This window comes from Pseudoalteromonas sp. P1-25 (assembly GCF_001401805.1).
In the GTDB taxonomy this organism is placed as follows: Bacteria; Pseudomonadota; Gammaproteobacteria; order Enterobacterales; family Alteromonadaceae; genus Pseudoalteromonas.
In genome coordinates this window covers 18,115-32,215 of the sequence record NZ_LKDW01000006.1, presented here as the reverse complement: position 1 = coordinate 32,215, position 14,101 = coordinate 18,115, and the positions used below count along the sequence as shown (strand labels likewise).

Genomic DNA, 14,101 nt, shown 5'->3' with positions numbered 1-14,101 from the left:
CATTAAAGCCTCTCTTCTAGTTGTGATTTTACATCCGGCCACTGCTCATCAACTATGCTAAATTTTGCTGTGTTTCTATAGCTACCATCACTAAGCTTTCTATCTTTATAAGCGAGCCCTTCAAAGTGAGCACCTAAACGAATAATTGCGTTACGTGATTTTTGATTTTTTTCATGGGTATTAAATGTAATTCTCACTAAATTAAGCTCATCAAACGCGTATTTAAGCAGTAAATATTTAGCGTGTGTATTTATGTAAGTTCGCTGCCAGTCATTGCTTATAAAAGTGTGGCCAATTTCAGCACTCAAATTGAATTTATCCAATTTAAATAATCGTGTTGTACCCACTACCTGCTGAGTATCTTTGTCGATAATGGCAAACACAATTTGTTCGTTTTTATTAAATTGCGCCTGGGTTAAAAACCACTCCTTTAAAATATCATGACTTTTAGTGTAGTTAATAAGTACCCATTGCCACACAATAGGGTGCTGGCCCGCTTTATATAACCCATTTAAGTGTTTATGGCTTAATGGCTCAAGAATAACCTTGTTTGTTTTGTGCGTTTGCAGAGTAAACATTGCTGGCTCCATTTTTTGCTATTAAAGAGCAATAAATGTACGCTTATTTGGCATAGTAAAAACAACCAGAATATAACTTTTACCTATACCAGATTAAAGGGAATATATGCAGCCGCTAAGTATTGAATTTAATGAGCAACGCAAAGCAAAATATTTGCAATTAGCGCAAGCACTTCGCAGCGCAATTATTAAAGGCGACATAGCGGTGGGCACAAAGCTCAGCTCAGCCAGAGAAATGGCAAAAATTTATCAGTTAAACCGCCATACAATAATGAATGCTTTACAGTTATTGGTAGCTGAAGGGTGGTTGGAATCTAATGAGCGCAGCGGGTATAACGTAACACAAACCTTACCAATTCAAAGCAGTGTTAACACAAAGCAAGTACCTGTTGTTGACCCTAAACCTTACAAATTTACCAAAAAGTTAGCAGTGCCCGCGCCTGCTATGAATTTAAATGAATTTAAATATAACTTTGCAGGTGGACTCCCTGATCTTAATTGCTTCCCATATAAAGAATTTAAACGTTCTTTAAGTTATGTATTTAATCATGTAGATACCAGTAAGTTTCATTATGGTGATATAAGCGGTGTGAGCGAGTTAAAGCACCAAGTAAGTAGTTATTTATACAAAGCACGTAATCTTAAAGTTAATGACTTACTGATATGTAACGGCTCTCAGGAGGCATTATTTTTAATCTCAAAAGCTTTTATAAGTAAAGGTGACTTTGTTGCGGTTGAGACGTTAGGGTATCCACCAGCGCGTAAAGCTTTTGCGGCATGTGGCGCACAAATAGTAGATATAAAACAAGATGAATTTGGCTTATGTATTGATGATTTGAAAACACAATTTAGTCGCTTCTCAATTAAAATGTTGTACTTAACACCGCTGCATCAGTACCCGACAACTGTTACTTTATCGCCTACACGGCGTATGCAAATTTATCAGTTATGTTACCAACATGGGGTAATGATTATAGAGGATGACTATGACCATGAGTTTCACTATCAATGCCACCCGTTACAACCTATGGCAGCAGATGACCCAGCAGGTATAGTGATTTATCTCTCTACGTTTTCTAAAATTATGTTTTCGGCAGCCCGTATAGGCTACATATGTGCTGCACCTGCAGTACTTGAGCAATTAAGTGCATGGAAGCAACTCATGAATCATAAAAACGATGTGGTAATGCAATTAGCGGTAGCACACTTTATGAAAGAAGGCGCATTTGAGCGTCATTTAAAACGTATGACAAAGCTTTATAAACAGCGATATGAAGCAATGGATAAGTCGTTAAAAGCACTGCAGGCGAAAGGTTTATCACTTGAGTATAAAAAGCCCGATGGTGGGATGGCAATGTGGGTTAACTTAAACATAGATACGGCTAATATTAAAAAGCACCTACACAAGCACAGTATTTATTTGCAAACAGAAGCAGAGTTTTATTTTTGCGATTCTTATAGAAGCTTAAAACCTAAACACTTTAGTTACTTGCGCCTAGGATTTGCAGGGCAGTCGGAGGAAGCCATGCAAAAGGGATTAAATATCATTGCTGAGTATGCTTATTAAGCTATTTTTTTAAACTTTCTGCTTCGTAAAACAAAGGTTTTAGGGTGCCGCAGTTTATAAATTTATACGTTAACTCATTCTGGCCAGGAAGGAGAGTTGAGGTTCTAAATTTTTGCATACAGGCATTTACCAAATCCACAAAAATTAGGTGGTTAAAACTAGGTGCTTGGCTAATTTTATGAATATAAATACGCTCAGTGCCGCCTAGGTCTATCATGTCGTATTCTTGCCAGGGGCTGGCTTTAGCTAAATCTTTTAACTGGCGAGAATACAGCTGTTTATTCATTTCTATTGTTCGGTTTGTGTAAATTAGGCTACCTGCATTTTTGTAATTGCCTTCGTACACATCGGCGATAATGGTTATTGCTTCACCGCGCATTAAGCGTTGAATATTAAACGGTTTAGGCTTTAGGGTTATTAGCTCTGCGTTGCGAACAACATCTAAAAAAGCAACATCAGGGTTTTTAATCCTATACACTACTTGTATATCGTACGGTAATTTATAACTGGGTAAATTAAACGCATAAATTCCTGAACCTTTATTTACCAGTGCTATTGCATGCTCAGCATTGTATTTGGGGTTGAGTGGTGGCAATTCTGCTGCCTCTTCCTCAGCAAAAGCGTATCCGCTTATAGTAATGATCAACAAAGTAAGAAGTAAACGCATAATAATCTCAATTAATTTATGAGGTAAAAGTGTAGTATAAAGTGCGCTAAGCTGGTGATTTATTGTTAGGGCAAGTAAGTTTATTTATTAAGATGTATTTATGCACTTAGTTGTTCACTTCGTGTAATAAAGTCCTGGCATATACGTGTAAGTTTTCGTCTTCAGGGTTTGAAGTGTTGGTTAAATAAATTACACGCCCAGCTTTATTAATAAATAAGGTAGTGGGTGTGCCTCTGATTCCTAATTGTTTTGCTATGGCATCGGCTTTAATAGCTGTTTTAAATGTATAGCCTCTATCAATTATTGCTTTGGCGGGGCTGGCATCGTCGTCTTCTTTAAAGCTTACCGCAATGACCTTTAAGCCTTTGTGTTTTATTTTTTCAAGTGCTGGTTGCAGCTTTTTACAATATGGACACCACGTAGCCCAAAAATGTAAAACGTAAGGTTGGCCTAATAAATCGTGCGTTTGAACGGTTGAACCATCAGCCATGTTTAACGTTATTGCAGGCAATAGTGGTAATGAGTCATCATCAGCGAGTTGCTGTGCAGAGCTTATAAAGCTTAATAAAATCAGTGTAATGGCAGTAATTAGTTTTCTCATGGTTCGTTCTTATTATTTTTTAATAGTGAGTTTAATAAGAACGTGAATTAAGTTATTTCATTTCATTAAAAACCAGCAGCCTGCTCAATCACGATTGCATGGCGCTGCGCTAAACGCGTATGGTCTCTGTCGTAGCCGCCACCAATAACACTAGCAATAGCGGTGTTATGTTCAAGGCAGCGCTTAAATACTAAATGATCACGCTGTTTAATCCCATCCCACGTTATATCTAGTTTACCTAAGCCATCGTCTTGCCAAATATCTACACCGGCATCGTATAGGACTATATCGGGGTTGAGTTCTTTTAGTAAAAACTGCAGGGTATCATCCACAATGCCTAAGTATTCTGCGTCTTGCATATTGTTAGCAAGGCCTATGTCTAAATCGCTGGGGGATTTTCTAAACGGGAAGTTTTTTTCGCAGTGTATAGAGCAGGTATACGCATACGGCTGATGTGCAAGCATTGCCGCTGTGCCATCGCCTTGGTGTACGTCTAAATCAAAAATGAGCACATTGGTCACTTCACCGCTTTGTATTAATGTTTGCGCGGTAAATGCTAAGTCGTTCACCATGCAAAAACCTGAGCCAAAATCAGTGTGTGCATGGTGTGTACCGCCCGCTAAATGACAGGCTAAGCCATGCTTTAATGCTAAGCGTGCAGTTTGCAGCGTGCCTTGTGGAGCGGTGAATGTACGATTCATTAATGGTTGCGACCAAGGTAGGCCAATGCGGCGCATGGCTTTTTCGTCTAGGCGGTTATGCCATAAATCGTGAATGTAGTTTTCACAGTGTACTAGTTCAAGTGGTTCGGGGCTGCCTAAAATAGGTGCAACTAAATTATCACCCGCAATGCCTAAACCTTTAACCTGCTCATACAAATGAGCAAATTTGCTCATTACAAATCGGTGCTTAGGGTCAAAGCTAAACGAGTAATTACTGTGATAGACCAAAGGTAAGTGAGGGTTTAGGCGCATAACTGTATCAATAATAAAGTTTGCGCTATGGTAATAAACTTAACTAAAGCAGTCTATTGTGGGTCTTCAATTAATGAAGTAAGTTCTCGGTGAAGTAGTTTGTCATCAGCTAAATTAAGCTCTACCAATCGTTTTAAATAGGTAATGCTGTTTATATCAATATGGTGGCATTTAAGGCCAACGTGCTTTTGCTCAATATGGCAAATAAGAACGTCCATTCTTATTTCTATATCGCTTTGTGGCAAAGTAAAGCGTAGTGTTGCGTCGCTGTCTTTTTTACCATTAAAAGCGTCACATTTTGTGATCAGCGCTCCGTGTAACGATACATCAAGCAACTTACATGGGTAAGTGCTCCCTGCAAATTCTAGCTGTGCAGAAGTTGAAAAAAGAATGCGCGAGAACTGACGACGATTTTCCATAAAACGAGTGCCTTTTTTGTAATATTTTAAACAAGCATAGCGGGAAATAGCGCATAGCGATAAAAAAAGGCATAAAAAAGCCCCGCATAAATGCAGGGCTTGTTGTATCAGTTAACACTTAACCAATTTTTTTGTACTTAATACGCTTAGGTTGCGCAGCTTCTGCACCTAAGGTCTTTTTAAGCCACTCTTCGTATTCAGTGTAGTTACCATCGAAAAAGTTAATTTGGCCTTCGTCGCGGTAATCTAAAATGTGTGTTGCAATACGGTCAAGGAACCAACGGTCATGCGATATACACATTACACAGCCTGGGAACTCTAAAATAGCGTTTTCAAGCGCGCGTAGTGTTTCAACATCAAGGTCATTGGTTGGCTCATCTAGTAGTACCACGTTACCGCCCGCTTTTAAAAGCTTAGCAAGGTGTAAACGGTTACGCTCACCACCCGATAAGTCTTTTACAAACTTTTGCTGGTCATTACCTTTAAAGTTAAAGCGGCTAACGTATGCACGGCTTGGGAACTCAAAGTTACCAATTTTTAGCACATCTTGCCCGTCAGATATTTCTTGGAAAACAGTTTTGCTTTCGTCCATATTGCCACGGAACTGATCAACTGTTGCAAGCTCTACAGTTTCACCTACGCTGATGCTGCCGCTATCTGGCTGCTCTTCACCACTTAGCATTTTAAATAGGGTTGATTTACCCGCACCATTGGCACCAATAATGCCCACAATCGCGCCTTTTGGCATACTAAAGCTTAAATCGTCGATTAATACGCGATCGCCAAAGCTCTTACGTAAGTTATTCACTTCTAGCACTTGGTCGCCTAAACGCGGGCCTGGTGGAATAAATAACTCGTTAGTTTCGTTACGCTTTTGGTAATCAGACTGCTGTAGCTCGCTAAACTGCGCCATACGTGCTTTAGACTTAGCTTGGCGGCCTTTAGGGTTTGAACGTACCCACTCAAGCTCTTGAGCAATTGATTTTTGGCGTGCTTTTTCTGATTTTTGTTCTTGCTGTAAACGTGCATCTTTTTGTTCAAGCCAAGAAGAGTAGTTACCTTCCCACGGAATACCTTCACCACGGTCAAGCTCTAATATCCAGCCAGCTACATTATCAAGGAAGTAACGGTCATGGGTTACTGCCACAACAGTGCCTTCGTAATCATGTAAGAAGCGCTCAAGCCATGCAACCGACTCAGCATCTAAGTGGTTAGTAGGCTCATCGAGAATAAGCATATCTGGCTTTTCAAGTAATAAACGACAAATAGCAACACGGCGGCGCTCACCGCCTGAAAGGTGCTCAATTTTAGCATCCCATTCTGGTAGACGCAGTGCATCAGCAGCGCGCTCTAAAACGTTATCGATGTTGTGGCCATCGTGCGCTTGAATAATCGCTTCAAGCTCGCCTTGCTCTTTTGCTAGGGCGTCAAAGTCAGCGCCGTCCATTGCGTACTCGTTGTACACTTCGTCAAGGCGGTTTAGGGCGTGTTTTACTTCACCTACAGCTTCTTCAACTATTTCGCGTACTGTTTTGCTTTCATCCAGTACTGGCTCTTGCGGTAAGTAACCAATTTTAGTGCCCGGTTGAGGGCGTGCCTCACCTTCAAAGTCTTGGTCAACACCGGCCATAATGCGAAGTAATGTAGATTTACCAGCACCGTTTAAACCTAGCACACCAATTTTAGCGCCAGGGAAAAAGTGCAGCGAAATATCTTTTAAAATTGTGCGCTTAGGTGGCACAACTTTAGATACTCGACTCATCGAGAAAATAAACTTATCAGGTAAAACCATGGAGGAAAGCCTTCAAATAATAATAAAAATTTCAATGTTGTATTGTAGTGGCTCACGGGTGAAACAGTCAACGAATGGCGGGTTTTAAAGCGCTAATGGCTGCAGGTTGATAAAGTATAAAATCATGAATAAATTTCATTTAGACATCTATACATCTAGAGGTTGATATTTTTGGCATTCTGTTCATAATGAGAGCGTATAAATTCTCGGTTTTTATGAGTAGGAGTAAAATATGCCAATCACAGTAAAAGACGAGCTACCGGCTATTGCCCGTTTGCGTGAAGAAAACGTGTTTGTAATGCCAAAAAGCCGTGCAAAAACGCAAGAAATTCGCCCAATGCGTTTGGCTATTTTAAATTTAATGCCTAATAAAGTAGAAACCGAAGTACAGTTTATTCGTTTGCTTGCTAATTCTCCTTTGCAAGTAAATGTAGAGCTATTACGCCTAGATACGCACCGCAGCAGTAGCAATTCAGAAGAGCACCTAGATACTTTTTACCGTTATTTTTCAGAAGTAAAAGACAATAACTACGATGCATTGATCGTTACCGGCGCACCACTCGCTCACCTTGAATACGACGATGTAGCCTACTGGGATGAGCTAAAAGTGATTATTGACTGGGCAGAGCAGCACGTTACATCTACGCTGTTTTCGTGCTGGGCGGCGCATGCAGCGTTGTATCACCGTTACAATTTAAAGCGTGATTTAAAAGAAGATAAACTCTGTGGCGTGTTTACCCACCAGTGTTACTTTGACCATGGTGCGCTTACGCGTGGATTCGACGACACCTTTTTAGTGCCGCACTCACGTTATGGCCACATAGATATAAATAAAATTAATGCCTGCGACGATATAGTCGTGCTGGCAGGCTCTGAAAAAGTAGGCGCTTACTTAATGAAAAATAAGTCGGGCAGCCAAGTGTTTATAACCGGCCACCCAGAATACGATGCCGACACACTAAAAGCAGAGTACGAGCGCGATTTACAAAAAAGCCCTAATGCGCCAAAACCCGAAAACTATTTTCCAGATAACGATGCAAGTAAAAAGCCCTCAAAAACGTGGCAAAGCCATGCCTTTTTGCTGTTTTCGAACTGGTTAAACTACTACGTGTACCAAACTACACCTTATGATATTAATTTAGTTAGCCAAGATGTGAGGACTAACAACTATGCCGAATAACGTGCCAAACAAAAATAAGCAAAGTGAATTAAGCGCTGCGCTAAAACAGCGTATTTTAATTTTAGATGGTGCAATGGGTACCATGATCCAAACTCACAAGCTTGAAGAAGAAGACTACCGAGGCGAGCGCTTTAAAGACTGGCACGTACTAATTAAAGGCAATAACGATTTATTAAGCCTTACAAAACCTGAGCTAATAACCGATATACACCGTAGCTTTTTAGCCGCCGGTGCAGATATTATTGAAACCAATACCTTTAACTCAACCACCATTTCGATGGAAGATTACGACATGGCCAGCATAAGTCGTGAGGTAAACCTAGAGTCGGCCAAGCTTGCGCGCGCTATATGTGACGAGTTCACAGCCCAAAACCCAAAAAAACCACGCTATGTAGCCGGTGTGTTAGGGCCAACCTCTAAAACCTGCTCTATCTCGCCAGATGTAAACGACCCAGGCTATCGTAATATTACCTTTGATAAGCTGGTTACTGCGTATGTTGAGTCTACTCTTGCATTAATGGAAGGCGGCGCTGATTTAATACTTATCGAAACCATTTTCGACACCCTCAATGCAAAAGCAGCTTCATTTGCAGTAGAAGAAGCGTTTGAGCAAGCCGGGCGCACATTGCCAGTGATGATCTCGGGCACCATTACCGATGCCTCAGGCCGTACGCTTTCAGGGCAAACAACCGAGGCATTTTATAACTCTATTCGCCATATTAAGCCTATTTCAATTGGCCTTAACTGTGCCCTTGGCCCCGATTTACTGCGCCAATACGTAGAAGAGCTTTCGCGCGTGTGCGAAACCTTTACCTCAGTGCACCCTAATGCAGGCTTACCCAATGAGTTTGGAGAATACGATCTAGAAGCAGACGACATGGCAAAAGAGATCATAGATTGGGGCAAATCGGGCTTTATTAATATTGTTGGCGGTTGCTGTGGCACCACGCCTGCGCATATTCGCGCCTTTGCTAAAGGGCTTGAAGGGGTTACACCTCGCCCTTTACCAGAGCTTGATGTTCGCATGCGTTTATCAGGCCTTGAAGCCTGTAACTTAAATTAAGGAGCCGACAATGACTCAACAAATTGCAGTATTTACCAACGTCGGCGAGCGTACTAACGTAACCGGCTCTGCCATGTTTAAACGCTTAATCATGGAAGAAGATTACGAGACAGCGCTTAACGTTGCTCGCGAACAAGTAGAAAACGGCGCCCAAATTATTGATATAAACATGGACGAAGCCATGTTGGACTCAAAAGCAGCCATGGTTAAGTTTTTAAACTTAATTGCCTCAGAGCCCGATATATCTAAAGTGCCTATTATGGTCGACTCCTCTAAATGGGATGTAATAGAGGCAGGCCTTAAATGTATTCAAGGCAAAGCTATTGTTAACTCAATATCGCTTAAAGAGGGCGAAGAGCCGTTTAAGCGCCAAGCTAAAATTATTAAACGATTTGGCGCAGCCGCTGTTGTTATGGCGTTTGATACCGAAGGCCAAGCCGACACCGCAGATAGAAAGTACGAAATATGTGAGCGCAGCTACAAAATATTAGTCGATGAAATAGGTTTTCCGCCGGAGGATATTATATTCGACCCTAATATATTTGCTGTAGCCACCGGTATAGAAGAGCACGACAACTACGCCGTAGAATTTATTGAAGGCACACGCCGCATTAAACAAAACTTACCGCACTGTAAAGTGTCGGGTGGGGTGTCAAATGTATCGTTCTCATTCAGAGGTAATAACCCCGTACGTGAAGCCATTCACTCGGTGTTTTTATACCACGCGATAAAAGCGGGTATGGATATGGGCATTGTAAACGCAGGGCAGCTTGCGGTTTACGACGACATCCCCGAGGAACTTCGTAAAGCCGTAGAAGATGTAATCCTTAATACCGACCCCGGTGCAGGTGAGCGACTTGTAGAAATAGCCCCTAAGTTTTCGGGTATGGCACAGGCCGAACGCGTAGAAGATTTAGAATGGCGCACATGGCCTGTTGAAAAACGCCTAGAGCACGCCCTTGTCAAAGGCATTACCACCTTTATAGATGAAGACACGGAAGAGTGCCGCGCAGCTGCCGATAAACCTATTCACGTGATTGAAGGGCCGCTCATGGATGGCATGAACGTGGTAGGGGATTTATTTGGTGCAGGTAAAATGTTTTTACCGCAGGTTGTTAAATCTGCCCGTGTAATGAAGCGCGCAGTGGCCTACTTAGACCCATTCATAGAAGCTGAAAAAGAAGAAGGCGCCACTAACGGTAAAGTCGTTATGGCCACCGTAAAAGGCGACGTGCACGACATTGGTAAAAACATTGTGGGCGTAGTACTGCAATGTAATAATTACGAAGTAATCGATTTAGGCGTAATGGTACCTGCCGAAAAAATATTGCAAACCGCGATTGACGAAAAAGCCGACATAATCGGCCTTTCGGGTTTAATTACCCCATCGCTTGATGAAATGGTACACGTAGCCAAAGAAATGACCCGCCGAGGCTTTGAGTTACCACTTATGATTGGCGGCGCTACGACCTCTAAAGCGCATACTGCAGTAAAAATAGAGCCACAGTACGACAAAGGCGTAGTGTACGTAAATAACGCCAGCCGGGCAGTGGGCGTAGTATCCAGCTTGTTATCAAACGATCTAAAACCCGCCTTTTTAGAAAAAACTAAAGCCGAGTACGAAAAAGTACGCGAGCAGCAAGCACGTAAAAAACCACGTTCTAAACCGGTTACCATACAGCGTGCCCGCGATAACGCCGCCAAGCTTGATTGGGATAATTACACGCCTCCTGTGCCTAAAAAACTGGGCGTGACTGAGTTTAAAAATGTATCAATCGCCACGTTGCGTAAATACATAGATTGGACCCCGTACTTTATGACGTGGTCAATCGCTGGCAAATACCCACGCATAATGGACGATGAAGTCGTTGGCGAGCAAGCACGTAGCTTATTTAAAGATGCTAACGACATGCTCGACGACCTTGAAAAGTCAGGTGCTTTGCAACCTTTAGGTGTTATTGGTTTATTCCCTGCAAACCGCGTGGGCGATGACATAGAAATTTACACCGACGAAACTCGCAAAGAGCTGTTAACCATCTCGTGCCATTTACGTCAACAAACCGAAAAAACCGACTTTGCTAATTACTGTTTGGCCGACTACATTGCGCCAAAAGGCACACCTGATTACTTTGGTGCGTTTGCCGTAACGGGCGGTTTAGAAGAAGACGACTTAGCCGATGCGTTCGACGCCAAGCAAGACGACTACAATAAAATAATGGTAAAAGCGGTTGCCGACAGGCTCGCAGAAGCCTTTGCAGAATACCTGCACGAACAAGTACGCAAAGAGTATTGGGGTTACGCAGCCGATGAAAACTTAACTAACGATGAGCTAATCCGCGAAAACTACCAAGGTATTCGCCCAGCGCCAGGTTACCCAGCGTGCCCAGAACACACCGAGAAAAAGAAAATTTGGCAGCTGCTCGATACCGAAAAACGCATTGGCATGCAGCTAACTAGCTCCTACGCCATGTGGCCAGGGGCTGCTGTTTCGGGCTGGTATTTCTCACACCCAGAGGCAAAATACTACGCCGTAGCAGCTATTCAAAAGGATCAGGTAGAAGACTACGCCAAGCGAACTAATATGACGCTCGCAGAGGCAGAAAGATGGCTATCGCCTAACTTGGGGTATGAGCCGGAATCATAGCGAAGTGGTTAAATAGCGAAGCGATCAGTAAAAGAAAAACGAGCCCAATTAGGCTCGTTTTTGTATTAAAGTTTATTAGTGAGCAACTCATTTATTTTATTCGTAACATCTTTTGGAGTTGGTTTAGTCGTTTGTTGTTTTAACCAATCTATTAGCTCCACTCTGACTTTAAAGCCTTCTTTAATGCAATAGCTTTGGGAGCTTACCCAAATATCAGGCGCACCAATTGAGCCTCGGCCATACCAATTACAAATACTATAACCTTCACTCTCAATTTTATTTTCAATAATGTTAGTGTAAACGGGTATAGTAACAACCATAACTAATAAAGTTATTCCACACAGTTTGAACCACTTATTCAGTAGGCTTGGGCTAATTTCAGTGTTCTTAATTTTTAGCCAGAGTAAGCCTGTTAGCGTCCCAAACATTGGAACGCACAAAATTAAACTTGGGCTAAAGCTGCGTTCTTTAAAAATGAGGGCGTTGTTGTTTAAAGCTTCAATTACTGACGATACTTCAATCCATGCCGCAAAAGGTGAGGCTATGGTAAAAATTAAAAACAGTATAAATAAAAAAGCATGTTTAATATTTTCGCTTAAAGTTAATTTTTCAGATGTCATTAAATTATCGTAATTCATTTTAAGAAAGGTAAACCGAAAATTCGGTGCATAAATTCTATGGGGCTTTCTTCATACAAGCGTTGAGCATCATGCAATTGGTTTTGTACTCTTTGTATATTACTTTTTAAGTTTTTTTCCGCTACTCTTAAGCTTGAAGCAATTTTTTCAGATAACTCATCACTATCGATAAAAGTATAAGCAAAAAAAGTTAATGCAGTACCAATCACTATTACAGCTATCATCGGACCTACAGCAACAACAGCAGCTGTGCCTACAATAGAAGAGACAGCATACCATGCAATGCTAGATGATGTAGCGGCAATAGCAACATCAACAGAGAAACCACCTATAAAGTCGTGCCACAGCTTCTCATCATTAACTAATTGTTCTACTGTATGAAATCCTGCAGATATAAGAATACTAACCAAAAAGCCTGTTTTAATTGATTTTTTTGCGCCGAGTTTACCTATACCAAATGATACAAGTTGTGGGTTGTTCGCTAAATAGCGAGTTCCAGTGAGGTGCCGTCTTAGACCTGGATAACCTTTGAAAATTATATAGTTTTTCCCTGAATAACTTTTTACTTTAAAAGTATCAAAAGCTTTTCCGCTTCTTTTCATTTCTGTTGCTATAGCCGTAACTGCAACTATATCCATCCCAATTGGAATAAGGCCTGAACTATTTTTTATCCAGTCTCTATAAAGTGGCCATAAGTCAGATGAAATATTATTTTTCTCAAATACAGTCTCAAACCAATTAATAATTTTACCAGGACTTTGCCCAGCAAGCTTTTTTAGGCTAACAATATAATCAACAAATTCAGATGCATTCATGTGAACTAGATTATACTGGTTTGACTTTAAGGTTGCAGATAACTGCTTTTCTTTTTGGCGGCTTCTAAGATCTTCCCTGGCGGATATTAACATTTTATTTCCCTATAAATAGTATGTACCTATAATGCATCTATATTATACAATTTGTATGTATAGTCAAAGTTTAAAGTCAGGATTTAGATTTTTAACTCAAAATTATAAATGTCTTAAACATTTAACTTTAAACGATAACACTCAAAACTTTTTATTTGTTACATATTAATAGGCTATTAATGAAGTATCTAAATTACATCTTACTTTGCATATCTCTACTTTTCACATCGAACGCATTTGCGCTTGAGCAAAAGTATCATGAGAGTGTTTTACCTGTTATTGCTGCTTTTAAAACGCAGGATAAAACTGAGATTGCTGCGCATATTCGCTACCCTCTAAAAAGGCAATACCCATTGCCTGACATTAAAAATGAAGCTGAGTTTATTAACCGCTTTGATGAAGTGTTTGACGATGAACTTGTTGCCGTTATTGGCAGCTCTAATATTAATACCGATTGGGATAGCGTAGGTTGGCGAGGCATTATGCTAAATAGCGGCGTGATGTGGATTGATACTGACGGTAAAATTATCGGTATAAATAGCCACACAGCTAAAGAGCAGGCATTTGCTAAACGCTTAATTGAACAAGACAAGCAATCACTTCATTCAAGTATTAATACGTTTGAAGAGCCAGTACTCGATTGGAAAATGGCTAACTACCATATTCGCGTTGATGATTTAGGTGATAGAAATTACCGTTATGCAGTGTGGAGTATTGATAAAAAGATTAGCGATAAGCCAGATATGGTTTTATTAAACGGTGATATTACCTTTGAGGGTAGTGGCGGTAATCATCATTATACGTTTAAAAACGGACGTTATAGCTACATATTACACGTTACTATCATTGGCTGCGATACATCGCCACCTGGTTGGCTTGAAGTTTATAAAGATGATGAGCAGTTATTAAAAGAGCGAGTTATAAGTGCTGAGTAGAGTCAACAAACCCTTCTTATGTATACCCAATAAGCGGCCACTTAATAACGGCTATTAATTAGCAGTTCGCCGATAAAAATTTCAATAAAATTGATCTAAGTGGTAGGCTAAAAATGTAGCAATTATTCAAACCGT

General features: G+C 40.9%; 13 protein-coding genes. 5 read left to right on the top strand and 8 right to left on the bottom strand.

What is annotated here, in order from left to right:
* Window positions 1-2 precede the first annotated feature (2 nt).
* The gene (locus AN393_RS05695) at window positions 3-578 is read right to left on the bottom strand and encodes a GNAT family N-acetyltransferase (RefSeq protein ID WP_055016860.1); all 576 of its coding nucleotides are present in this window, start codon (window positions 576-578) and stop codon (window positions 3-5) included.
* A gap of 106 nt (window positions 579-684) precedes the next feature.
* On the opposite strand from AN393_RS05695, the gene AN393_RS05690 reads away from it, so the two are divergent.
* Complete coding sequence (locus AN393_RS05690; protein WP_055017572.1) at window positions 685-2,145, top strand: PLP-dependent aminotransferase family protein; 1,461 nt, start codon at window positions 685-687, stop codon at window positions 2,143-2,145.
* 1 nt (window position 2,146) lies between these two features.
* Here the strand turns inward: AN393_RS05690 and AN393_RS05685 are convergent, their stop codons facing one another.
* The 5 genes from AN393_RS05685 to ettA form a co-directional block, all read right to left on the bottom strand.
* Entirely contained in the window at window positions 2,147-2,812 is a 666-nt protein-coding gene (locus AN393_RS05685; RefSeq protein ID WP_055016852.1) for a hypothetical protein, read from the bottom strand.
* Window positions 2,813-2,918: 106 nt separating this feature from the next.
* Entirely contained in the window at window positions 2,919-3,413 is a 495-nt protein-coding gene (locus tag AN393_RS05680; RefSeq protein WP_055016853.1) for a TlpA disulfide reductase family protein, read from the bottom strand.
* 65 nt (window positions 3,414-3,478) lie between these two features.
* On the bottom strand, window positions 3,479-4,387 hold the full coding sequence (locus AN393_RS05675) for a histone deacetylase (RefSeq protein ID WP_055017571.1): 909 nt from the start codon (window positions 4,385-4,387) through the stop codon (window positions 3,479-3,481).
* Window positions 4,388-4,440: 53 nt separating this feature from the next.
* The gene (locus tag AN393_RS05670) at window positions 4,441-4,806 is read right to left on the bottom strand and encodes a PilZ domain-containing protein (protein ID WP_055016855.1); all 366 of its coding nucleotides are present in this window, start codon (window positions 4,804-4,806) and stop codon (window positions 4,441-4,443) included.
* Window positions 4,807-4,924: 118 nt separating this feature from the next.
* On the bottom strand, window positions 4,925-6,598 hold the full coding sequence (gene ettA, locus AN393_RS05665) for an energy-dependent translational throttle protein EttA (RefSeq protein WP_055016856.1): 1,674 nt from the start codon (window positions 6,596-6,598) through the stop codon (window positions 4,925-4,927).
* A 232-nt stretch (window positions 6,599-6,830) separates the two neighbouring features.
* On the opposite strand from ettA, the gene metA reads away from it, so the two are divergent.
* The 3 genes from metA to metH are packed head-to-tail and all read left to right on the top strand — an operon-like array spanning window position 6,831 to window position 11,485.
* Entirely contained in the window at window positions 6,831-7,778 is a 948-nt protein-coding gene (gene metA / locus AN393_RS05660; RefSeq protein WP_055016857.1) for a homoserine O-succinyltransferase, read from the top strand.
* Window positions 7,768-8,841 (top strand): homocysteine S-methyltransferase family protein, encoded by a 1,074-nt coding sequence (locus tag AN393_RS05655; protein ID WP_055017570.1) that lies wholly within the window; start codon window positions 7,768-7,770, stop codon window positions 8,839-8,841. Before metA ends, AN393_RS05655 begins: the two co-directional genes overlap by 11 nt.
* Before the next feature lie 10 nt (window positions 8,842-8,851).
* Complete coding sequence (metH, locus tag AN393_RS05650) at window positions 8,852-11,485, top strand: methionine synthase (protein ID WP_055017569.1); 2,634 nt, start codon at window positions 8,852-8,854, stop codon at window positions 11,483-11,485.
* A 65-nt stretch (window positions 11,486-11,550) separates the two neighbouring features.
* Here metH and AN393_RS05645 read toward each other — a convergent pair whose 3' ends face one another.
* Together AN393_RS05645 and AN393_RS05640 are read right to left on the bottom strand one after the other, a co-directional pair.
* The gene (locus tag AN393_RS05645; RefSeq protein ID WP_055017568.1) at window positions 11,551-12,123 is read right to left on the bottom strand and encodes a hypothetical protein; all 573 of its coding nucleotides are present in this window, start codon (window positions 12,121-12,123) and stop codon (window positions 11,551-11,553) included.
* Complete coding sequence (locus AN393_RS05640) at window positions 12,120-13,031, bottom strand: hypothetical protein (RefSeq protein WP_055017567.1); 912 nt, start codon at window positions 13,029-13,031, stop codon at window positions 12,120-12,122. The genes AN393_RS05645 and AN393_RS05640 overlap by 4 nt, the downstream gene beginning before the upstream one ends.
* A gap of 179 nt (window positions 13,032-13,210) precedes the next feature.
* Here AN393_RS05640 and AN393_RS05635 point away from each other — a divergent pair, with 179 nt between their 5' ends.
* The gene (locus AN393_RS05635; protein ID WP_055017566.1) at window positions 13,211-13,966 is read left to right on the top strand and encodes a hypothetical protein; all 756 of its coding nucleotides are present in this window, start codon (window positions 13,211-13,213) and stop codon (window positions 13,964-13,966) included.
* The last annotated feature ends 135 nt before the right edge of the window (window positions 13,967-14,101 follow it).